Annotated in this window: 24 protein-coding genes and 1 tRNA gene; 6 read left to right on the top strand and 19 right to left on the bottom strand. The window is 67.6% G+C overall.

Translation table 11 applies throughout. The features are described from left to right. Positions 1-46 precede the first annotated feature (46 nt). Positions 47-934, top strand: coding sequence for a LysR family transcriptional regulator (locus tag AZC_RS11295; RefSeq protein ID WP_043879241.1), 888 nt, complete (start codon positions 47-49; stop codon positions 932-934). A 45-nt stretch (positions 935-979) separates the two neighbouring features. Here the strand turns inward: AZC_RS11295 and AZC_RS11290 are convergent, their stop codons facing one another. The 3 genes from AZC_RS11290 to AZC_RS11280 all read right to left on the bottom strand — a co-directional run bounded on the left by AZC_RS11290 (position 980) and on the right by AZC_RS11280 (position 3,808). After that, positions 980-2,263, bottom strand: coding sequence for an O-acetylhomoserine aminocarboxypropyltransferase (locus tag AZC_RS11290; RefSeq protein ID WP_012170707.1), 1,284 nt, complete (start codon positions 2,261-2,263; stop codon positions 980-982). Positions 2,264-2,432: 169 nt separating this feature from the next. After that, positions 2,433-2,972, bottom strand: a complete 540-nt coding sequence (locus AZC_RS11285) for a CoA-binding protein (RefSeq protein ID WP_043880238.1) — start codon at positions 2,970-2,972, stop codon at positions 2,433-2,435. Between the two features lie 56 nt (positions 2,973-3,028). After that, positions 3,029-3,808, bottom strand: a complete 780-nt coding sequence (locus tag AZC_RS11280) for a TatD family hydrolase (protein ID WP_012170705.1) — start codon at positions 3,806-3,808, stop codon at positions 3,029-3,031. A 139-nt stretch (positions 3,809-3,947) separates the two neighbouring features. On the opposite strand from AZC_RS11280, the gene AZC_RS11275 reads away from it, so the two are divergent. Together AZC_RS11275 and AZC_RS11270 are read left to right on the top strand one after the other, a co-directional pair. Beyond that, a complete protein-coding gene (locus tag AZC_RS11275; protein ID WP_043879240.1) occupies positions 3,948-4,505 on the top strand; it encodes a biotin transporter BioY in 558 nt (185 codons plus the stop codon). Positions 4,506-4,617: 112 nt separating this feature from the next. Beyond that, the gene (locus tag AZC_RS11270) at positions 4,618-5,589 is read left to right on the top strand and encodes a tripartite tricarboxylate transporter substrate binding protein (RefSeq protein WP_012170703.1); all 972 of its coding nucleotides are present in this window, start codon (positions 4,618-4,620) and stop codon (positions 5,587-5,589) included. Between the two features lie 83 nt (positions 5,590-5,672). Here the strand turns inward: AZC_RS11270 and metG are convergent, their stop codons facing one another. The 5 genes from metG to AZC_RS11245 form a co-directional block, all read right to left on the bottom strand. Continuing rightward, positions 5,673-7,235 (bottom strand): methionine--tRNA ligase, encoded by a 1,563-nt coding sequence (gene metG / locus AZC_RS11265; protein ID WP_043879239.1) that lies wholly within the window; start codon positions 7,233-7,235, stop codon positions 5,673-5,675. A gap of 48 nt (positions 7,236-7,283) precedes the next feature. Then, positions 7,284-8,345 (bottom strand): DNA polymerase III subunit delta', encoded by a 1,062-nt coding sequence (locus AZC_RS11260; RefSeq protein ID WP_012170701.1) that lies wholly within the window; start codon positions 8,343-8,345, stop codon positions 7,284-7,286. A 15-nt stretch (positions 8,346-8,360) separates the two neighbouring features. Continuing rightward, positions 8,361-9,068, bottom strand: coding sequence for a dTMP kinase (tmk, locus tag AZC_RS11255; RefSeq protein ID WP_012170700.1), 708 nt, complete (start codon positions 9,066-9,068; stop codon positions 8,361-8,363). Further along, positions 9,065-10,258 (bottom strand): D-alanyl-D-alanine carboxypeptidase family protein, encoded by a 1,194-nt coding sequence (locus AZC_RS11250; protein WP_244421826.1) that lies wholly within the window; start codon positions 10,256-10,258, stop codon positions 9,065-9,067. Before AZC_RS11250 ends, tmk begins: the two co-directional genes overlap by 4 nt. A gap of 116 nt (positions 10,259-10,374) precedes the next feature. Beyond that, on the bottom strand, positions 10,375-11,394 hold the full coding sequence (locus AZC_RS11245; protein ID WP_043879237.1) for a septal ring lytic transglycosylase RlpA family protein: 1,020 nt from the start codon (positions 11,392-11,394) through the stop codon (positions 10,375-10,377). Between the two features lie 353 nt (positions 11,395-11,747). Between AZC_RS11245 and AZC_RS11240 the strand changes: the two genes are divergently transcribed. Together AZC_RS11240 and AZC_RS11235 are read left to right on the top strand one after the other, a co-directional pair. Beyond that, positions 11,748-11,837, top strand: a tRNA-Ser gene (locus tag AZC_RS11240). 243 nt (positions 11,838-12,080) lie between these two features. Next, positions 12,081-12,299 carry a hypothetical protein gene (locus AZC_RS11235; RefSeq protein WP_043879236.1) on the top strand — a complete coding sequence of 73 codons (219 nt, stop codon included), beginning with the start codon at positions 12,081-12,083 and terminating at the stop codon, positions 12,297-12,299. Between the two features lie 11 nt (positions 12,300-12,310). On the opposite strand, the gene AZC_RS25860 is transcribed toward AZC_RS11235, so the two are convergent. The 11 genes from AZC_RS25860 to AZC_RS11190 form a co-directional block, all read right to left on the bottom strand. Beyond that, positions 12,311-13,039, bottom strand: coding sequence for a DNA-methyltransferase (locus tag AZC_RS25860; protein ID WP_081433968.1), 729 nt, complete (start codon positions 13,037-13,039; stop codon positions 12,311-12,313). After that, positions 13,015-13,209, bottom strand: a complete 195-nt coding sequence (locus AZC_RS26415; RefSeq protein WP_081433967.1) for a Com family DNA-binding transcriptional regulator — start codon at positions 13,207-13,209, stop codon at positions 13,015-13,017. The genes AZC_RS25860 and AZC_RS26415 overlap by 25 nt, the downstream gene beginning before the upstream one ends. A 116-nt stretch (positions 13,210-13,325) precedes the next feature. Then, complete coding sequence (locus AZC_RS11225; protein WP_012170695.1) at positions 13,326-13,802, bottom strand: phage late control gene D protein; 477 nt, start codon at positions 13,800-13,802, stop codon at positions 13,326-13,328. Between the two features lie 21 nt (positions 13,803-13,823). Further along, positions 13,824-14,438 (bottom strand): phage late control D family protein, encoded by a 615-nt coding sequence (locus AZC_RS11220; RefSeq protein WP_012170694.1) that lies wholly within the window; start codon positions 14,436-14,438, stop codon positions 13,824-13,826. Positions 14,439-14,441: 3 nt separating this feature from the next. Then, positions 14,442-14,654 carry a tail protein X gene (locus AZC_RS11215; RefSeq protein ID WP_043879235.1) on the bottom strand — a complete coding sequence of 71 codons (213 nt, stop codon included), beginning with the start codon at positions 14,652-14,654 and terminating at the stop codon, positions 14,442-14,444. Further along, positions 14,651-15,178, bottom strand: a complete 528-nt coding sequence (locus AZC_RS11210; protein WP_012170693.1) for a hypothetical protein — start codon at positions 15,176-15,178, stop codon at positions 14,651-14,653. Before AZC_RS11210 ends, AZC_RS11215 begins: the two co-directional genes overlap by 4 nt. Further along, positions 15,175-17,385, bottom strand: a complete 2,211-nt coding sequence (locus AZC_RS11205) for a phage tail tape measure protein (protein WP_012170692.1) — start codon at positions 17,383-17,385, stop codon at positions 15,175-15,177. Before AZC_RS11205 ends, AZC_RS11210 begins: the two co-directional genes overlap by 4 nt. A 4-nt stretch (positions 17,386-17,389) precedes the next feature. Then, positions 17,390-17,596, bottom strand: a complete 207-nt coding sequence (locus AZC_RS25000) for a hypothetical protein (RefSeq protein ID WP_081433966.1) — start codon at positions 17,594-17,596, stop codon at positions 17,390-17,392. Beyond that, positions 17,548-18,000, bottom strand: coding sequence for a phage tail assembly protein (locus AZC_RS11200; RefSeq protein ID WP_012170691.1), 453 nt, complete (start codon positions 17,998-18,000; stop codon positions 17,548-17,550). Before AZC_RS11200 ends, AZC_RS25000 begins: the two co-directional genes overlap by 49 nt. Before the next feature lie 10 nt (positions 18,001-18,010). Beyond that, positions 18,011-18,523, bottom strand: coding sequence for a phage major tail tube protein (locus AZC_RS11195; protein ID WP_012170690.1), 513 nt, complete (start codon positions 18,521-18,523; stop codon positions 18,011-18,013). Positions 18,524-18,545: 22 nt separating this feature from the next. Then, positions 18,546-19,784 (bottom strand): tail sheath protein, encoded by a 1,239-nt coding sequence (locus tag AZC_RS11190; RefSeq protein WP_012170689.1) that lies wholly within the window; start codon positions 19,782-19,784, stop codon positions 18,546-18,548. 395 nt (positions 19,785-20,179) lie between these two features. On the opposite strand from AZC_RS11190, the gene AZC_RS25490 reads away from it, so the two are divergent. After that, positions 20,180-21,271, top strand: a complete 1,092-nt coding sequence (locus tag AZC_RS25490; RefSeq protein WP_148209837.1) for a hypothetical protein — start codon at positions 20,180-20,182, stop codon at positions 21,269-21,271. Positions 21,272-21,305: the final 34 nt, after the last annotated feature.

Here is a 21,305-nt window from a genome sequence, read left to right as displayed (position 1 = left end):
GTAAAATGAATTGGACGAATTTATTTCAGTCGCGATCGGAATATCGATGGAACTGCGCACACTCCGCGCCTTCGTGGAGGTGGTCCGGCAGGGCGGCTTTTCCCAGGCCGCCAAGGCCGTCTTCGCCACCCAGAGCACCATCAGCAAGGCGGTGAAGCAACTGGAGGACGAGCTGGGCGTCCCCCTGCTCGACCGCGTCGGGCACAAGAGCCGGCTTACGGCCGCGGGCGAGATCGTCTATCGCCGCGCCGTGACCATGCTGGCCGAGCGGGACGATCTGGTGGCCGAACTCGGGGAGTTGCGCGGCCTCAAGCGCGGCAGCCTGCGCCTCGGCCTGCCGCCGCTTGGCAGCGATACCCTCTATGCGCCGCTCTTCGCGCTCTACCGGAGCCGCTATCCGGGCATCGACATCCAGCTCGTGGAACACGGCAGCGCGCGTCTCGAGGAGATGATCCTCGCCGGCGATCTCGACCTTGCCGGATCGCTCCTGCCCATCACCGACGAATTCGAGTGGCAGTCGGTGCATGACGAGCCGCTGGTGGCGCTGGTGGCCGACACCCACCCCCTGGCCGGCGCCGCATCCTGCCGGCTGGCCGATCTTGCCGCCTCGCCCTTCCTCTTCTTCGAGGAAGGCTTCGCGCTCAACAAGGTACTGCGGGAGGCCTGCCAGAAGCAGGGAATCACCCCCCAGATTGCCGCCCGCAGCGGCCAGATCGACTTCCTCGTGGGGCTGGCGGCAGCGGGCCTCGGCACGGCCTTCCTGCCCCGCATGATCGCCGAGCAGCGCCACCATCCGGGCGTTGCCCGCGTGCTGCTGGACGAGCCGGACACCGCCTGGCACATGGCGCTGGTCTGGCGCCGGGGCGGTTATCTGTCCCACGCCGCCCGCGCCTGGCTCGCGCTCGCCCGCGAGGTCCACGGCGCGCGCAACTGATGGATACCCGCGCCGGCCATCCGGCCAGCGCGGGCGCGAGCCGCCTCAGGCCTTCGCAAGCGCCTGATCGAGATCGGCAATGATGTCCGCCACGTCCTCGATGCCGACCGACAGACGCACCACCTCGGGGCCGGCACCGGCCAGCGTCTTCTGCTCGTCCGAGAGCTGGCGGTGGGTGGTGGAAGCGGGGTGGATGATGAGCGAGCGGGTGTCGCCGATATTGGCGAGATGCGAGAACAGCTCGACATTGGAGACGAGGTTCACGCCCGCCTGATAGCCGCCCTTCAGCCGGAAGGTGAAGACCGCACCCGCGCCCTTCGGCAGATAGGCCTTGGCGAGGTCATGGTAGCGGTCACCCGGCAGCCCCGCATAGCTCACCCCTTCCACTGCCGGATGGGTGCTCAGGAAATTGGCCACCGCCAGCGCATTGTCGCTGTGGCGCTGCACGCGCAGTCCCAGCGTCTCGATGCCGGTGAGGATCAGGAAGGCATTGAAGGGCGAGAGCGCCGGCCCGAGATCGCGCAGGCCCAGGACGCGGGCGGCGATGGCGAAGGCGAAATTACCGAAGGTCTCGTGCAGCACGATGCCCTGATACTCGGGCCGGGGCTGGGTGAGGAAAGGATAGCGCCCGCTGGCCGTCCAGTCGAACGTGCCCGCGTCCACGATCACGCCGCCGATGGAATTGCCGTGACCGCCCAGGAACTTGGTGGCGGAATGGATGACGATGTCCGCGCCATGCTCGATTGGCCGCCAGAGGTAGGGCGTCGCCAGCGTGTTATCGACGATCAGCGGGATGCCTGCCTTCTTCGCGACCGCCGAGATGGCCTTGATGTCGGTGACGATGCCGCCGGGGTTGGCGAGGCTCTCGATGAAGATCGCCTTGGTCTTCGGCGTGATGGCCCGCTCGAAGCTGGAGACATTATCGGGATCGGCCCAGGCGACGTTCCAGCCGTAGCTCTTGAAGGCATGGTTGAACTGGTTGATGGAGCCGCCATAGAGCTTGCGCGAGGCGACGAATTCGTCGCCAGACGTCAGCAGCGTGTGGAACACCAGATGCTGCGCCGCATGGCCGGATGCGACCGCAAGCGCCGCCGTGCCGCCTTCCAGCGCCGCCACCCGCTCCTCCAGCACAGCGACGGTCGGGTTGCCGATGCGCGTGTAGATGTTGCCGAAGGTCTGGAGCCCGAACAGCGCCGCCGCATGGTCCACGTCGTCGAAGACGAAGGAGGTGGTCTGGTAGATGGGCGTTGCCCGCGCGCCGGTGGTGGGGTCGGGCTGAGCCCCCGCGTGAATGGCGAGGGTGGAAAAACCGGGCGTGCGTTCGCTCATGGGCTTGCCTCTCCGTATGGCACCGCGCCGGAAGCCGCCCGGCGGATGCGCTTATGTGCACGACGAACATGGTTTGATCGTGCAATTATGGATCATGCAGCGGTGTGGCGTTAATTTCCACACCTACCAGATCGGGTGAGTTAATTAACCGCGGACGGCTCCGTCCGCGCTATTCGGGCGGTGTCGATGTACGGCTGATGGAGAGGCGCTGCACGCCCTGCCCCAGCCGCTTGGGCCTCTTCGCAGAAATGGTGCGGCTGTTGACGCCGGTCCATCCGATCTCGCCGGACAGCCGGCCGTACTCGATCTTGGGGCAGCGGTTCATCACCACCTTAAGACCCGCGGCCTCCGCCTTGCGGGCCACCTCGGCGTGGCGCACGCCGAGCTGGAGCCAGAGCACCTTCGGGAGCGGCGAAAGAGCCAGCACCTCATCGAGCACCTGCGGCACGTGCTCGGAGGCACGGAAGACGTCGACCATATCGACGGGTTCGGAAATGTCCGCCAGCCGGGCGTAGGCCGGCAGGCCGGCGATCTCCTTGCCCGCCTGCCCCGGATTGACCGGGAAGACGCGATAGCCGCGCTCGGCGAGATACTTGGTCACGAAGAAGGAGGGGCGCACCGCATTGGCGCTCGCGCCCACGATGGCGATGGTCTTCACACCGTCCAGGATCCCCCGGATGTAGGCGTCCGCATAATGATCGTGGTCCAAGCGCATTTCCTCCGGTTCTTGTCCTTTTGGCGCGGGGACGTCGACGCTTGCGAGGCTTATGTCCGCCGCGCCTTGGAGAACAGCCTGTAGAAATTCTCCGTGGTGACGGCGCCGATCTCCTCAAGGCTCACGCCAAGCGTTTCCGCCAGCACCATCGCCGTGTTGCGCACGAAGGCCGGCTCGTTGCGCTTGCCGCGATGGGGCGTCGGCGCGAGGAAGGGCGCGTCCGTCTCCACCAGCAGCCGGTCCTGCGGCAGACTGGCCGCGAGCGCACGCAGGTCCTCGCTCTTCTTGAAGGTGATGACGCCCGAGAAGGACACATAGCCGCCCAGCTTCACCGCGCGGTGCGCCAGATCAGCCCCACCCGTGTAGCAATGCAGCAGGAAGGGAAAGGCGCCCTTGGCGCTTTCAGTCTCCAGGATCTCGGCCACGTCATCATCCGCCTCGCGGGCATGGATCACCAGCGGCAGGCCGGTCTCGCGCGCGGCGGCGATGTGGGTGTGGAAGCCGTGCGCCTGCGCCTCGCGGGGGCTGTTGTCGTAATGATAATCCAGCCCCACCTCGCCGATCGCCACCACCTTGGGATGGGCGGACAACCGCACCAGATCGGCGGTGGTGATGTCCAGTTCCTCCGCCGCCTGATGGGGATGGGTGCCCACCGAGCAGCTCACCTCGTCAAAGCGCTCGGCAATGGCGAGGATTTCCGGAAAACGCCTCACCCGCGTCGAAATGGTCACGAGGTGCGACACCCCCGCCGCCTTGGCGCGCGCCACCACATCGGGCAGTTCGGCGGCGAAATCGGGAAAGTCGAGGTGGCAGTGGCTGTCGACGAGCATAACGGATCAGGCAACTCTGGTGGGGCGAGGCACGTGCGCCTCACATAAGCGCTGGGGGGACGTCCGTCGAGCCGCGCAGTGCTTTGTGCTTGCCTCGTGCCCCGCCCTGACCGAGAGAGGATCGTCAGGAGCCGTCCACATGACCATTCCGCTCGCCCGCATCGCCTTCCGCTCGCGCGTCGCGCGCCTCCTGCTGGTGACCGTCGGTACCGCAGCCCTCGCGGGCAGTGCGCAGGTCAACGTGCCCATGGTGCCTGTCCCCATGACGCTGCAGAGCTATGCCCTGGTCACCCTCGCCGCCCTCGCCGGATGGCGCCTCGCGGGCGAGATCACGCTGGCCTACCTCGTGGTGGGCCTTCTCGGCCTGCCGGTGTTTTCGGGCGCGAAGGGCGGCATTTCTGTCCTGCTCGGGCCCACGGGCGGCTATCTGGCCGGCTTTCTCATCGCCGCACTGGTGGTGGGATATCTGGCGGAGCGCAGCCGGCATACGACCCTGTCGCTGATCGGCCTGATGGCTTTGGGCCACGCCATTCTCCTCACCATCGGCGTTGGCTGGCTGGCCACGAAAATCGGCATTCCGCTCTCCGTGGAGAAAGGGCTCGTGCCCTTCCTGCCCGGTGCAGTGGTGAAGATTCTTCTGGCGGCTGCGACACTTCTGCTGGTGGAGCGCATCCCCACCAAAGGCGCCGGCGATTGAGGGGCACTGGGTCGCGGCGACGCTCCGTATCTCCGCGGAAAGTTGACGTTACGGCATCCATCCTCCTAATTCCCCTACGGCATGCCCGGCATGCCGCGTTTGGAGGAACGCCATGACACGTCTGACGGCCCTGCTGGCTCTCGCGCTGGCCCTGATCTGCGGCCCCCTGCATGCGCAGGAGGATTATCCCAACCGGCCGATCCGCCTCATCGTGCCCTTCGCGGCCGGTGGTTCGACGGACATCGTCGCCCGCATCATCGCCGCCAAGATGAGCGAGATCCTGAAGCAGCAGGTGATCGTGGACAATCGCGGCGGCGCCGGCGGCAACCTCGGCGCGGCGGCTGTCGCGAAGGCCGCACCTGACGGTTACACGGTGCTGATGGGGACGGTGGCGACGCACGCCATCAATCCGGCCCTCTACACCAAGATGCCCTACGATCCGGTGAAGGACTTCGCCCCGGTCTCGCTGCTGGTGAACGTGCCCAACGTGGTGATCGTCCACCCCTCGCTGAACGTGAAGACCACGGAAGAGTTGATCGCCCTGCTGAAGGCCAATCCGGGCAAATATGAATATGCCTCCTCGGGCATCGGCACGCCGCTGCACCTCTCCGGCGCGCTGTTCGAGAGCATGGCGGGCGTGAAGATGGTGCACGTGCCCTACAAGGGCGCCGGACCGGCCATGCTGGACGTGGTGAGCGGTCAGGTGAAGATCATGTTCGACAACCTGCCCTCGGCCATCGGCCATATCCGCAAGGGCTCCGTCGTCGGCCTTGCCGTCACCACCAAGGACCGCTCGCCCGCCGCGCCGGACCTGCCCACCGTCTCGGAATCCGGCCTGCCCGGCTATGAGACCTATAGCTGGAACGCCATCTTCGCCCCGGCCGGCACGCCCATGGCCATCATCGACAAGCTGGCCAAGGCCGGCGCGGCGGCCGTGGCCGATCCGGACGTGAAGGCCAAGCTCGCGGACATCAGCGCCGTCTCCGTCGGCAGCACGCCCGATGCACTGGCGGCCCATGTGAAGGCGGAACTCGCCAAATGGGGGCCGGTCGTGAAAGCCTCGGGCGCCTCGATCAACGAGTGATCTGCACGTAGGCGCGCCCCAAAAGCGAAGGCCCGGCGCAGCGCGCCGGGCCTTCGTCATTTTGGCTTTCTGATCGCCGACGTTCAGCCGGCGGCGGGCGCTTCCGGCTCCACATAGCGCGGGAAAACACCGGTCGGCGCCGGGATAGCGGTGCCGCCGGGCAGGCGGAAGGTGCCGCCCAGCACGTCGAAGCCACGCTGCTCCGCCGGCACCACCAGCAGGTCGAGCATCTTGCCCGCGCTCTCCGGCATTACCGGCTGGGCGAGGATGGCGACCTGGCGGATCACCTCGGCCGTGGTCCAGAGCACCGTTTCCATGCGCTTGGGATCGGTCTTGCGCAGGGCCCAGGGCGCCTGAGCCGCAAAATAGCGGTTGGCCTCCGCCACCACCGCCCAGACGGCGGCGAGATACTGGTGGATGGCCTGCACCTCCATGGCCTCGCGGGCCTTCTCCAGCATGCCGTCCGCGAGCGCGAGGATGGCCTCGTCCTCCGGTGAGAGCGGGCCGGGCTCCGGCACGACGCCGTCGAGATTCTTCGAGATCATCGACAGCGAGCGCTGGGCGAGGTTGCCGAGGTCGTTCGCGAGATCCGCATTCATGCGGTTCACGATGGCCTCGTGGCTGTAGGAGCCGTCCTGGCCGAAGGAGACTTCACGCAGGAAGAAATAGCGCGTGGCGTCGACGCCATAAGTCTCCACGAGCCCGAACGGATCGACGACATTGCCGACCGACTTCGACATCTTCTCCCCGCGGTTGAACAGGAAGCCGTGGCCGAACACGCGCTTGGGCGGCTCCAGCCCCGCCGACCACAGGAAGGCAGGCCAATAGACCGCATGGAAGCGGATGATGTCCTTGCCGATGACGTGCAGGTCCGCCGGCCAGAACTTGCGGAACAGCTCCGCATCCGTGTCGGGATAACCGAGCGCGGTGATGTAGTTGGTCAGCGCGTCCACCCACACATACATGATGTGCGCCGGATCGCCGGGCACCGGAATGCCCCAGTCGAAGGTGGTGCGCGAGATGGAGAGATCCTGCAGGCCGCCAGAGACGAAGCTCACCACCTCGTTGCGCCGGGCCTCCGGCATGATGAAGCCGGGATTTGCGGCGTAGAAGTCGAGCAGCTTCTGCTGATAGGCGGAGAGGCGGAAGAAATAGCTCTCCTCCTCCACCCATTCCACCGGCGTGCCTTGCGGGCCGAGCCGGACGTTCTGCTCGTTCACCGTGGTCTCGTCTTCGGCGTAATAGGCCTCGTCGCGCACGGAATACCAGCCGGAATAGGTGGACTTGTAGATGTCCCCCTTCGCCGCCATGCGCTCCCAGATGGCCTGCGACGACTTGATGTGCCGCTCCTCCGTGGTGCGGATGAAGTCGTCATTGGAGAGGTTGAAGGCCGGGCCCATGGCCTTGAAGGCGGGCACGTTGCGGTCCAGCAGCTCGCGCGGCGTCAGGCCCGCCTTCTGGGCGGTCTGGAGCATCTTGATGCCATGCTCGTCCGTGCCAGTGAGGAAGCGCACGTCATAGCCGTCGAGCCGCTTGAAGCGGGCGATGCAGTCGGTGGCGATCGCCTCATACGCGTGGCCCATGTGCGGCACGCCGTTGGGATAGGCGATGGCGGTGGTGATGTAGAAGGGCCGCTTGGAAGACATCGGGACACGTCCGAACAAAAGACCGGCGGGAGGCGGGCCGCGCCCATTTCAGGCGCGCGCGGCCTCCGCGAGCTCGGTGAAAATCCGAAAAACCAGCGCCTTGCGGTCAAGATTGTAGATGTCCGCCTCGGCGCCGCTTCGCCTCACCTTCTCCCACACCTCGCCAAGCCGGACAAGGCGCGCCCGCCCGGCAAGGCCCGAGGTGGCCTCCGCCGCGATCCAGTCGCTGACCGTCTCGAGAAAGAGGTCGAGCCCGTCGCCCCGGTCGCCCTGCAAGCGCGCGCCGAGGGCGTGAAGCTCCTCCATGCGCGGCTGCGGCAACTGTTCCAGCGCCCGCTGGGTGGCCGCGCGCACCTCCATGCCCTCGCCCCGCGCCAATACGATCGCCCGCCGCACGCTGCCCCCGCTGGCGGCGGCCGCCGCCGGCAGGTCCGCCTCCTCCAGCGCCAGAGCCGGCGCCAGATGATCAAGCGCCGCCAGCACCTCCGCCCCGCCCAGCGGCTTCAGCCGCACAGCCCGGGTGCGTGAGCGGATGGTCGGCAGCACGCGGCCGGGCGCATGGGTGACCAGCAGGAACAGCGCGCGCGGCGGCGGCTCTTCCAGCGTCTTCAGCAGCGCATTGGCGCCGAAGGCGTTGAGATCATCCACCGCGTCCACGATGCACACGCGCCAGCCACCGGAACCCGCCGTGGCGCCGAAGAAATTGCGCACCTTGCGCACCATCTCGGCGGGGATGACGGTCGGGATCTTCTCCTCGCCCGGCTCTGGCACGCGCCGCAGCACCAGGAGGTCTGGATGGGAAAGCGCCGCCACCTGCCGCCAGACGGGGTGGCTCTCCGGCACATCGAAGCTGTGCTGCGAGGCGGGCGCGGCGCCGCCCGACAGGACGAAGCGGGCAATGCGGTAGGCCATGGTCGCCTTGCCCACCCCTTCCGGCCCGCCGATCAGCAGCCCGTGCGGCAGGCGGCCCGAGCGCCATTCCGCCATGAGGTCGGCTTCCACTTCCGCATGACCGAACAGGCGATCCTGACGCCGCGGATGCGGCGCGCCGGTCAGGACATCGCCCTCCAGCGCCTCGCCGTCGTCCTTCGGGGCGGGTGCACGCGCCAAGATCTGCTCCTTCGCTCAACGAGTCCGGCGGCGGCCGCTTCCGGCCGGCTTGCGCGTCGCGGCGGGCTTCGCCGACAGCGGCCTTTCCGGGGGGACCAGCCGTTCGCGGACACTGGACCAGACGAGCGCCGCAACGTCATCCGGGCCGCCCGAGGCATCCACAATGACACAGCGGGCGGGATCAGCCTTCGCCAGTGCGAGGAAGGCATCCCGCACGCGGGTGTGGAAGGCAAGCCCCTCGCTCTCGAACCGGTCTGCTCCCTCCCCGCGCCCGGCAGCCCGGGAAAGGCCCACCTCCGGCGGCACGTCGAGCACAAGCGTGAGGTCCGGCCGCGCCTCGGCAGCGGCCACCCACTCGAGGCTGTCCAGCAGCGCTCCGGGCACAGCGCCGACCGCGCCCTGATAGACCCGCGTGGAATCGATGAAGCGGTCGCAGATCACCCACTTGCCGGCAGCCAGAGCGGGGCGGATGAGGCTGTCCACATGGTCGGCCCGGGCTGCAGCGAAGAGGAGGGCCTCACCCTGCGGCCCGAAGTCCTTGGCCGCGCCTGACAGGAGCACATGGCGCACCGCCTCCGCGCCCGCCGAGCCGCCGGGTTCGCGGGTGAGCACCACCTCGAGGCCGCCCTTCTGGAGGGCAGCGGCGAGACGGCGGGCCTGTGTGGACTTTCCGGTGCCTTCTCCGCCTTCCAGCGTGATGAAGCGCCCGCGGGCGGAACTCATTTGCGGAACTTCGCCATGACCTGCGTGGTGAGGTCCCGCGCCGCGTCGCCCGCGACGGTCCAGCCGCCGTCGAGCGCCCGCTGCCACAGTGTGCCCACGGGCACATCGGCGGCCGTATAGACCGGTACGTCCAGCACCTTGAGCTGGCCGCGCGTCAGTTCGAGGCGCCCCACCTCCGTGCCCTTGGCCACCGGCGCCCGCAGCGGGCCCTTGTAGCTGACACGGGCCACCAGCTTCTCCTGGCTGTTGCGCGGCAGCAGCAGCGAGAGTTCCGAACCGGTGACGAGCGGCACGGAGCCTACCGCCCCGCCCCAGATGCTGGCGCGCCCGACTTCGGTGTCGCCGGCGAACAGCAGTTTGTACTGGAAGGAATGGAATCCCCATTCGAGCAGACGGCGGGCCTCTTCCAGCCGCTCCTTCTCGGTCTTGGCGCCCATCACCACGACGATCAGCCGCTGGTTACCCTGCACCGCCGAACCGACGAGGTGATAGCCGGCATCCTTGACCCAGGACATGTGCAGGCCGTCGGCGCCGATGCCGGCATTCAGCAGTGTGTTGCGGTTGCGCTGCTTGATCTTGCTCCACTCGATGTCGGGGACGGCGAAGATCTTGTAGAGTTCGGGATCGTTGCGGATGATCGAGCGCGCCAACACCGCCATGTCGCGGGCATTGGTGAACTGGTCGGGATCGGCAAAGCCCGTGGCATTGCGGAACTGCGAACCGGACATGCCGAGTTCCGCCGCCTTCGCATTCATGCGCTGGGCGAACTCGCTCTCGGTGCCAGAGAGGCCTTCCGCCAGAGCGATGGCCGCGTCATTGCCCGAGACCACGAGCGCGCCCTGCAACAGGTCGCCCACGCGCACCTGGCTCTTCACCGGCACGAACATGGCCGCGCCGCCCGACGGGCCGCCGCCGCGCCGCCAAGCGTTCTCGCTCACATAGAAGGGCGTATCGAGGGTGATCTTGCCGGCGCGGATCTGATCGAAGATCACCGCCGCCGTCATGATCTTGACGATGCCGCCGGGCGCCACGCGCCCCTGCGCATTCTTCTCGAACAGGATCGTGCCGGAAGCGAAATCCACCAGCGTCGCCTCGGGCACCGCTGTCTGGAACGCCGTTTGGGCGCGGGCCGCCTGAAGCGGCAGCAGCGCAGCCACCACCGTCAGCAGCGCGCCAGCGCCCGCCGACAAAAACGCCGCCAGACCGAGAGGCCGGCGGCGCTTCATTCCTGCGGAGCGCCCCGACCGGGGCTGCTCGTGACACATTTCGAACGTCATGGACGCCCCCCCGGAGCACCCGTTACGGATCAGCGCGACGACGTCACGCCGGAATAGCTGAGGCCGGAAACCGGCGCAGGGCCAACGTTCCAGCCGGTCGGGGCAGAGCCGCCCGTCGCGCTGTGGATGGCCTGCGACGCATTGGCGGCCGAGGCGACCTTCGGCGCAACGGTGCCGGACCTGGCAGGCGCCGTCACATCGGCCTTGGCGAGCTGAGCGCTGATGGCATCCGACGAAACCGACGCCGTGCGGCGGGTCGGAGCCGCCGGCTGCGCATCGGCGACCTGATCGCCGGCATCGGCATGGCCGAGATCGAACGGGCGCTGGAGCGGCACGGGGATTTCGCTGGAGGCGGTGCGCGGCATCACCGGAGCGATTTCCGGCACGAACGGCGCGGCGGATGCCACCTGCACCGCGGAATTGGCCGGCACCTGCGCCGGATAGCCGTCGTCCCGCAGGGTGGCGACGAGCTTGCGGTCATCCGAGCCGTCGAGCGGCGCGCGGCCGACATATTCCACCTTCACGCGCGCCACGCCCTTGGACGAGAAGCCCAACAGGTCGGCGGTGCGATGGGACACGTCGATGACGCGATTCTGGTGATACGGGCCGCGATCGTTGATGCGCACGATGATCGAGCGGCCGTTCTGGATGTTCGTCACACGCACATAGCTCGGCATGGGCAGCGTGGGATGGGCGGCGGAGATGGAGGTGCGGTCGAACACCTCGCCATTGGCCGTCAGGCGGCCGTGGAAATCATCGCCATACCAGGAGGCGACGCCTTCCGCCTTGTAGTCGGGGTTTTCCTGCGGGACGTAGGTGCGGCCCGCGATCACGTAGGGCTTGCCGACGCGGTAGGTGCCGCCGCCCTTGGGAACGGGCTGGCCGTCGGCGACCACCTTGGGGCTCGCCGACACGCCATATTTCGGATCGATCTGGCTCGCGAGCTTTCCGGCGGAGCTGCAGGCGGCGAGCGACAGGCAGAGCACCGCCACGCCGACGGTGCCCCGCGAAGCGCGAACGAAGGAAACGATCTGAGTTTCTCGCGTCATGTGCGTCCTTGTCGCCGAAACCCACCCGGCCCTCATGGGCGGATTTTTCGAAGCAAGCAGACTGTGCATGCCTGCGTTGAATTTGCCACAAGAGGTGCGGAAATCGAGGCAGAAATGCGGCGCGCCTGTGATTAAGGTAAACGCCCTGTAATGTTCCGCCACGTTTTGCGAGCACCCACGCCGCTTTGTGCTCCCTTCCGCGCGAGCGGCAAACCTCAGCTTCGCACAAGCCTGCCCCGGTTCCGGGCTCGAATCGAGGGACGCCGCGCGTCATTCACAACAATCTTGGACCGCACCTGCCTGACCTCGACGCCGGGGCGCCGGATCGGCTAAGAGGTCTGCGACGCCGGTTCGGAAGGGTGGCCGAGTGGTTTAAGGCAGCGGTCTTGAAAACCGCCGTGGGTGCAAGCCCACCGTGGGTTCGAATCCCACCCCTTCCGCCAGCATGGTCTGCATGAGCTGCGGCGGGCCTCGCCTTCCGATGGTCGCGGCCACGGTATGGGGCGGCTATCCGCCTACAGCCGCCTTCCTTCGGCACGCTAGAGGCGTCGTGTAGCGCGCAAAATCGGATGTCACCGCGCGCAGGATCGGATGTCACCCCTTGAGCCCCCTGCAATTGGGCGAGGGGTGCGTTGACTGTGGGCGGCAGCAGAGCGTGTGTGATGCTCCTTAACGGGAGACGTCACATGGACCGCACCACCGCCGCCCTCACCGCCAACATGGCCGCCCTTGCCGAGCTGCTTGCCGATGCCGCGAAGGTGGCGGCGGAGGCCGCCGAGGCGATGGCGGGCGGCAACCGGAACCTGGCGGTCGGGACGCTGCTGCAGATCGAGCAGACGGTGCCGGACGCCAGGGCCATCATGGAGGCGACGCTCGCCCTGCACCGGGTGGCCCGGCCGCGCTGAGGGGACGCCCCTCAGCCTTTCCCCTCCGCTTCAAGCCGGCTTAAAGCGATCTCGTAATAGGCCGGCTCCACCTCGATCCCGATGTACGGCAGCCCCTTGCGGGCACAGGCGAGGCCCACCGTGCCGGAGCCCATGAAGGGATCGAGGATCGGCCCTTCCATGATGCTCATGAGCCCCTCCATCAGCTCAACCGGCTTGCCCGCTATGTGGTGCTTCACATGCGGGATGGGCGCACGGAAGACGCCCGGTGCCACCGGCCCCTTGAGCGGGCGGGCGCCATTGGTCCCCCACACCACATATTCCGCCTGTGCCCGGTAGCGGCCGAGCTGCGGCCGGCCGCGTTCCGTCTTGTCCCAGGGCGCCACGCCCCGCCACACCCAGCCGGCGCACTGGAGCGCATCGGAGGTGACGGGAAGCTGGCGCCAGTCGGTGAAGACGGCGCAGAGGGCTCCGGGCGCCGCCAGCATGCGCGCCCGCGAGAGCCAGAGGGTGGACCAGGCGAGATAACTACGCTGGTCCCGCGTATCGCCCTGGAACTCGGGATAGAGGCCCCGATGCTCGCTGGACTGATATTTCGCGCTGGTCGGGCGCGAGCGATCAGAGAGCGAAGCACCGCCACTGGAATATGGCGGATCGCACAGGACGGCGCCCACGCTGCCGGGGGCGAGCGTCGGCAGGATTTCCAGGGCATCGCCCAAATAGAGGGTGGCCGCGCCTATGTCTTTGCGGTCGAGGAACACGAAGCGTCTCCAGGGTGTGGACGCTCGGGGCGCTCGGGTGTGGGCTCCTGGGGCCTCAGGGCATTCAGGGTGCCGCAGCGGCGGCACTTGATCTCGATGACGCCGGATATGGCGTTTCGGCCGGCGCGGAAGAGAAGCGCGCGGCAGGTTCCACAGCGGATGTTCTCCACTTCTTAAGGCCTTGCGGGTTAGCGGCCCACTCGGGGGACCGTTCCGCATCGTTCGGTCGCGCGGGGCTTTGCTGCCAGGCTTGCCCGCGTTCGGGGCGCTCGCGCCCCGCCCCACCTCAGGCGACATTCCCGCCCTCGGGATCGCCGGCCATGGTGCCGGAACCGGCGGTGCCACCGCCGTCCTTCCTCTCGTCGTCGGTGTCGTCGTCCCCGTCGCCCTCCTTCTTCGCCTCCCTGGTCTCCAGGGTGATGGTGGTGATCCAGCCGCCGCCCGGCTCGATGTGGTGCTCGACGCTCTCGGCGCACCAGTCGGTGCCGTCCGCATCGGGGCCGAAGCCACGCAGGGTGACGGGATTGCCGGCGACCGCCGCGGGGCTGCCCACCAGCGTCACCTGACCGGTGGCCGACTGCCGGCCCCGTTCACGGGCAGCGGCGCGGGCGCCCTCGCGGGCCTCGTCCTTCGAGGGCCAGGGATGCGGGCGGGCCAGCCGGCCCTTGCCGCCTTTCGCCGTCTCATCCTCGCCCTTCCAGGTGCCGGTCTCCTCGTCATACCAGCGGCCCTCGCTGGTCGCGTAGGCGCCGCGCGGCTCCAAGTCGAAGGCGAAGTCGTAAGCCTAGGCATAGGGGATGGTGAGACCGGGCAAGGCGCCGCCCGAGGCGGTGCGGCCGGCGCCGCGCTCGGTCATGACGATCTGCCCGCCGGCCACCTTCACCGCCGCCCCGAAGTCGTCCGCAAGGTCGGAGAGGAAGTCCATGGCCTCCTGGTTCACGCGGGCGCGGTACGGGATCCTGATCCCCTTGAGCTTCGGATCCACCGCAGCCTTGAGGCCCAGCCCCTTGGCCACGTCCGCGACGATGGCGCCGAGGGTGGTGTTGTCCCAATGGCCGCTGTCCACGGACTTGGCTTTCTCGATCAAATCGGCCGCCCGGCACTCCACCGTCATCAGGTGGCCGCCGTCCGGATTGCCGGCAAGGCCGGTGCGCTGGACGGTGTAGACGCCGACCTTGGCCATGGCGTTCTGCGCCCAGCCGATGCGCACCGTGTAGCGGGTGCCCCTGGGCGGCATGGCCGGGAACGGCGGGCTCACCCGGAAGGTGAGCGTGCAGGTGTCGCTCTCATGGCCCACCGCATCGCGGATCCGCACCGAGGTGAGCGTATCGCCCCACACCGACAGCAGGTTCGCGGTCTTCGGGCCCTCAACGATGACGATGGGCTTGCGGATGGCCATGGCCTATTCCCACACGCGCACGAAGGCGGAGCTGGCCTCCGGCTCCGGCAGGTCTGGCACCGTGACGCGGGTGCCGGCGGGCACCACCGGGCCGAGGGCGGCGATGCCGGGATTAGCGGCGATCACCGCCTCCACGGCGCCCTGGGCGGCGGTGCCCATCAACACGTCCACCAGCTGGTCGAGACGGATGTCGCGGGTGACAAGGTAAGCGGTCATCGGAAGCTCCGCAGCGCACCGGCCACCGTCGAGGAGAGCGCCACCGCCGGGCCGAGCGCCGAGGTGCCGCCCAGCGCCTTCACCGCCGCCCCAAGGCCGGTCCCGAGCACGCCAGCGGCGAGCGAGGTGGCGCTGCCCACATGCAGGAGTTCGGCCTCGCCATGGACGATGCGGCCGACGCCGCTCCTCGGGTGGAAGCGCTCTTCGCCCACGTCCAGGAACTGCACCACCACCAGCCCTTCCAGGCTGCCGGCATAATTGGCGCCGAGGCGCAGCAGCGGCACCACCGTCTGCTGCTGGTGGATGAGTTTCAGGATGGCGAGGGCATCCATGCCGCCGAACATGGCGGGCCAGGTGGCGAACTCGATGCGGCTGGTCTTGGGGCCGGCGCCGGTGAGCTGGAAGTCCATGCCGGAGAAGGTGGCCGCACCGGGCACGCGGGTTTCCGAGCGGGTGCCGAGGCGCTGGGGATTGAGCCCCACCACTTTCAGCACGGCCGCACCGATGGCCATCAGTCCGCTCATGCCCAGGCTCCGATGTCATGCAGGGCACCGGCCCGTGCGGAGCGGATGGCGCGGTCCTGCTCGCGCTGGGCGGCCCGCGCCACCGCCTGAGGATCGCCGCCGGTGATGTGCTGGTTGATGGTGGTGTTGCCCACGCTCGCCTGCTTGCCGGGTGCCGCGCCTCCGCCTCCACCACCGGCCGGCGCCGGACCACCAGAGGCCCCGCTACCGGTGGGCGCAATGGTGGGCGTGGCGGTGATGGAGAGGATGCGCATCAGTTCGGCCGCGATGCGCCGGGCGGCCTCCGTCGCCCGCTCGCCCTCGGCAGTGAGGGACTGGACGTATTTCTCCATTTCGGCGCGGGCGATGGGGCCGAGATCGGCAGACTGGAGCGCCTTCTTCAGCTCCTCGTCCACGGCGGCGATGCCCGCCTTCAGCCTGTCGGCGCCCATGCCGTTGCCGGAGCCGAGCTGGGCCGCCATGCGCTCGCGGGAGGCGATCAGAGCGGCGATGCGGTCGGCCTCCGGTCCCTGCGCCTCGGCCTTCGCCGCCGCCTGGCCGCGCTCGCGGGCGGCTTTCAGGTCATTGTCCTTGTCGCCCGCCTTGCCCCACCACCAGTCGGAGAACTGCTCGGCTATGGAGCGCTCGTCGCCGGTAACGGCGCGGGTCACCGCCTTCTGCGTCTGCTGCCACCAGCTGTCGGGGCTTTCCTCCACCCTGGGCTTGATCTCGCCATTGGGGCCGATGGTGCCGTTGGCCTCCAGCCGCGCGCGCTCCTCCGCGCTCCAGCGCTCCCACCAGCCGGCCCGCGTCTCCAGATCCTTGAGGCCGGCCACCATGGCGTCCACCGCCCGGTTGAAGGGCTCGATGGACCAGCCGGCCAGCCTCTCGCCGACGCGGGAGACGATCTCGCTCAGCTTCTTCAGATGGTTCTCGGCGGTGCCGAGCTGGATGGCGAGGCCCTTGTCGAGGGAGCCCTTGTAGTTCTTCGGGTCGCGCAGCATCTCCAGCTGCTTGCGGATCTCGGCCAGGCCGCCCTTGGCCCGCATGGTCTCGTCCCACCAGCCGGCGCCGAAAATCTTGGTGGCCGCCTCCACCGCCTTGGGGCTTTTCTCCAGCCGGTCGAACAGGTCGAGGATGGTGCCGATGGCGTCCGTCTTCATGCCCCGCGCCACCTGCTTCGCGGTGAGGCCCAGCATCTTCAGGCCTTCCGCAACATGCTTGGGCTGCTGGGGCGCGGTGCGCAGGGTTGCGGTGAGCTGGCCGAACCAGCGGGCGGCGACCTCCGGCTCCATGCCGCCGGAGCGCACGCCGGTGAGGATGGCGAGTGTCGCGTTCATGTCGACGCCGGCCTCGCGGGCCGCCGCACCCACGCGCAGGAACATGTCGAGGATGTCGCGCTCCTTGGCGGCCGAGCCGTCGCCGAGGGCGTTGATCTTGTTCGCCAGTTCCTCGATCTCGGCGATGGAGAGGCCGAGGCCCGCCTTGATGTAGGCGAGCTTCTCGGAAGCCTCGCGGGGCGACATGTCCCAGCCCACCGCCGCCTTGCCGGTGAGCATCATGAACTTTTCCAGATCCGCGATGGGCACGCCGGCCGCGCCCGCTTCCGCCGTGAGGCCCGCCATCTCCGAGCGGCCGATGCCCAGCGCCAGCGACAGATCGAGCACGGTCTTCCTCAGGCGCTCCAGTTCCTCGGGGGTGCCGTCCACCTTCTTGCGCACCTCGGCCCAGGCCGCATCGAAGGAGACGGCGGCATCGAACCCCTTCTTGGCGGTGTACGCGAGGCCGATGGGCGCCATGTAGCGGCCCGCCATGCCGATGACGGCGGCCCCGGCACCGGGGCCGAGGCCATGGGCGTCGGGCGCCGCAGAACCGGCACGGCCCCGCCCGGCTCCCAGAGCCTCGCGCTCCTTGCGCAGGGCTTCCACGTCGCGCTTCGCCGAGCGGGCGGCCCGGCCCATCTGCTCCATGTCGCGCGCCGCCTGGGCGCCGGCACGGGCGGAGCCCAGGCGGTCGGCGGCGGTGCGCAGATCGGTGACGTCCCGGCGGGCGACCTTCGCATGGGCGGAGACGCGGCCGATGTCGCTGCCGAGTTTGGCCGCCCCGGAGCGGGTGCCGAGGCGCTCGGCCGTGCCCTGGAGGGTTTTGAGATCCTTCTCGGCCGCCTTCGCGCCCTGGCCGAGCATGTTCTGAAGCCGGAGGCGGATTGCGACGTCGAGGGTGCTCATGCGCTCATCCGGGCGGGCGGCCCCGTTCGCTGGCGATGTCGAAGGCGACCGCCGCCCAGCGCATCATCTCGCTCCAGTCCATGGCGAGAACGGCGGGCAGCGGGGTGGACAGGACATGGGCGACGCGGCCGGCAAAGCCCGGCCAGTCGGCCAGGTCCGGGATCAGCCGGGCGGTGTCCCGCCGAGCTGCGGGGGCAAAAAATCGAAGCACGCCCCGGTGACGCGGGTGCCGTCCGCATCGGGCAGCGCCCGCAGCACGGCAGCCGGCAGGCCGCACATGAGGCCATAGACCTCCATGCGGTCATAGCCGCCATCCTCCGGCAGGGTGTCGAAGAAGGCGCCGAGCTGTTGAACGGTGAGCCGCTGGACGGTGATGACGTCCACGCGGCTCCCCTGCCACAGGAAGGGGAAGAGCAGCCGCACCTCGCGAAAGGGCTTTGCCTCGCCCACGAAGGTGAGCTGGGCCACCTCGGGCGCGGGACGTGCGGTCTTGGCCGGCGCCTGCGCCTCAGCCTGCGGCTCGGCACCGCCGGAATTGTCCAGCGCCGCCCACATGTCCTGCGGCGGCAGCGGGATCTCGCCCTCACGGACGCGGATGGGATCGGTGTCGCTCATGGCCGCCCCGTCAGACCTGCAGCAGCCGGTTGTGGTCGGCATTGTAGTCCTTGCCGCCCAGCACCAGCGTGTTGTTGAAGAAGTCGAACTTGTGCACCACCACGCCGTCCACCACGTCCTGGTAGAGGACGATGGAGGAGAAGACGACCTTGGTGGGATCGGCCTTCATGCCCTCCACCTTGGGCTGGGACACCTCGGTGAGCAGGCCCTTGATGCGCACCACCCGGCCGATGTTGGTGAGGCCGGCGGTGCCCACGTTCGCGAGCCGCTCGTAATAGATGAAGGCGGTCCAGTCGCCCGGCTCGCGGCCGAACAAAGAGCGGATGTCCTCATGCCCGCCGTTGAGCTCGAACTCCGCGGTCAGTTCGTCGATCTCGCCGGGCATGGTGAAGGTGAAGAAGCCGCCGCCGGCCACGAACTTGTCGGTGACGCGCTTGAGGTCCGGCAGCTTGGCGGAGCGGGTGCGCAGGCGCTGGTTGGTCTCCTCGATCCACCAGTTGGCGCCCCGGATGATGCGGTCCATGCACTCTCTCCTTCAGGCGCGGTCAGGACGCCACATAGACGTTGGATGAGCCGAGGGCGGAGAGCGCGTCGGCGATGGAGGACGCCAGCACGTCGAAGGCTTCCGGCTGCGGCTGGGAATAGATCTGGAGGTCGGTGAGGTCCGGCGTCTCCTCGAAGCGCAGCTTCAGGCGGATGCCACCGTCGCGCAGGAAGGTGTTGGGGTTGAGCTTCCTGTCCCACACGATCTGATAGTCGATGAGGGCGCCCAGGCTCTTCCGCTCCTCGCAGGCCTCTTCCAGCGTCTTCACCAGCAGCGTGACGAGATGCCCGCCGAGATCCTCGGAGAGATAGCCCCGTAGCGTCGTCGAGAACGCCTTCTCGATGCTGCGCCGGGTGCGGATGCGCTTGATGGAGCGATAGGCGCGGATGGTGGGATCGGTGGCGGTGGAGAACGGCGCCCACAGCGTCTTGTTCTCGATCACCGTGCCGACGCCGGCCTGCACCAGATAGTTGGCATCCGACGAGGTGTCGCCGTCGCGATAGGTCACGCGCTGGGAGGCGCCGAGGATGCCGATGAGGGGGCGGTTCCAGGCCGCCTTGAAGGGATGGCCCACCTGCTTGTCGCGGCGGACGATGGCGGCGGCCACATGGGGCGAGAGCGGGCGCACCACCTGCGCGCCGCTCAGATAAACCTTCGCCCCCGGATACATGGCGATGATGTTGAGCGAGGTCTTGAAGTCCTCGGCATAAAGCGCCGCCGCCTCGCGGCTGGTGGCGGGCGTATCCACCACGGCCATGCAGTCGATGATGCGGGCGCACACCGCATCCATGGCGGTGGTGATGGGATTGGCGGCATTGCCGGGCCGGGTGCCGGTATAGCCCGGCGCGATCAGAAGACCTGGCTCGATGCCGATATGGTCCTTGGCCTCCAGCTGCGCCCAGACGCCGGTCTTCGCCCCGGCCGAGCCGACGATGTGGCCCATGGTCGCCTCGGCGTCCGCCCCTTCCGCCACGCGCACAAAGGAGATGTCGGTGACGATGCCCTCGGAGAGGATCTGGTCCACCGTGTCGCGCGCCAGGCCTGGGCCGAGGGCCGCCACCTGCTCCACATCGTCGATGGAGAGCGCCACCGGCTCGTCCAGGGGGAAACGGGCGTTGTCCGCCTCCGGCGCCGGCAGGGTCAGGCCGATGACGGTGCTGTCGCGTGTATCGACCGAGGCGATCGTGTCCGACAGGTCGGAGAAGACGCGGACGCCGACGAAGGGAGTGGTCGCAGACATGAAAGCCCTCTTGAAGCGCGGTTGACGGGCGGCTTCAGGGGCTGGAGTGTAAGGAGGAAGGAGTGGGAGGGCACGGGCGACAGGTGTCGCCGGGCAGCATAGCAGCAGTTGAATAGAGGATGGCCGGGGCTGGCGACTTGTGTCAGGCAGAGGTGCCCCTCAACTTGGCGACGCTGTCGGATCTTAAGTCGCTACAGGAAACGGGACATGGCTCGGCTTACCGCCCTGCATCCGGTTCCGCCCCCATCATCGCCGTTCCACGAGACTTTGGATCCCTCCGAAAGCGGTCATTCACTTTCAGTCGGCTTTCTGTCGCAATAAGTCGAAAGTTGACGGTCGGTTACGACCCCCGAATTGGAAAGCAGACGTTCGTTCACGACTACTTGGGGCATCAGATGATTGACGCGGCAAGGGACCTTTGGGGTCAAATTTTCAGTCGAGCCGTGGAGTTACCAGACGCCGCGATTTATAGACCGGAGAATGAGGGCTATCAGGCGAAACGCTTCCGAAAAGCCTTACGCACTGCCGGATGGAGTAAAGAAGAAATAAACGCTAGGCGTGAAGCATATGCGCAGCTTGAGCAGCCCTTCCCTTCTTCAAGTCCAGGGGTGGCGCCGAATCTGGAAGCCCATGCGCAGATCATCGCTGATCGCGTCTCGGCAGCAATTACAGCTAAGGGCTTGGCACACACACCTGTTCTAATTGGCATTGATCCGCGGTCCGGTGTAGAGGCTGGACTAACGAACGTTATCATGACTGACGAAGCGATCCTCACGGTCACATCGTTCTTTTTCCGCTGGTGCGGCTTGATCGCGAGAGCCTACACACGAACGCTTTTTCTTAATCCGAATTACTGGAGCTCATCCACACCATCAGCGGATAAAGATCGACTTCTCTTGCTACGGAATGCTGAACTTACCGTTTATTGGAACCGCATCTTCATCTCGTTCGCCTCGACGGGTACGCATGCCCTCGTCCCCTACCGGCCCGCAACCCGCAGGGAGCTCATATTATTCGAGCAGGTTGCCTGGTCCATGGAGTACTTTGCCTTCGCGCATGAATACGGCCATCATGCACTCGTCCACCGGAACATTGGCGACGACCCGATCAAACAAGAGCACGATGCCGACCGCTTCGCGATGAGCTTGGCTGAGCACCTACGTTCCGAACCCTTTCAGATCGACAATCCTTACATCGCGACAGGCGCCGGAGCTGTGCTCGTACTTATAGCGAACGACATTCTTCGGTCCATCGGCGCAGAGGATACGCTCGCGCCAGCCAAGGAGGCAGTGCTCACCCATCCTCCGACCCCTGAGAGGATTTCTAGAATTACGAATAGACATCTTATCCAACCCGCCCGGTTCGAGTTTGATCGGAATTTTTGTAACACTGTTGCTCGGATCATGGCCGCCGTAGCCGGTATAGTCCGCGAGTTTCACGATTTGGGAGGGAGGGAGTTCATCAACAAAATTGGATCATCTACGTGACCGAATTGGCCTCAGTTCCGTGGGCCGCTCGAGA

The sequence above is a fragment of the Azorhizobium caulinodans ORS 571 genome (genome assembly GCF_000010525.1).
In the GTDB taxonomy this organism is placed as follows: domain Bacteria; phylum Pseudomonadota; class Alphaproteobacteria; order Rhizobiales; family Xanthobacteraceae; genus Azorhizobium; species Azorhizobium caulinodans.
This window is presented reverse-complemented; position numbering and strand designations above follow the sequence as displayed.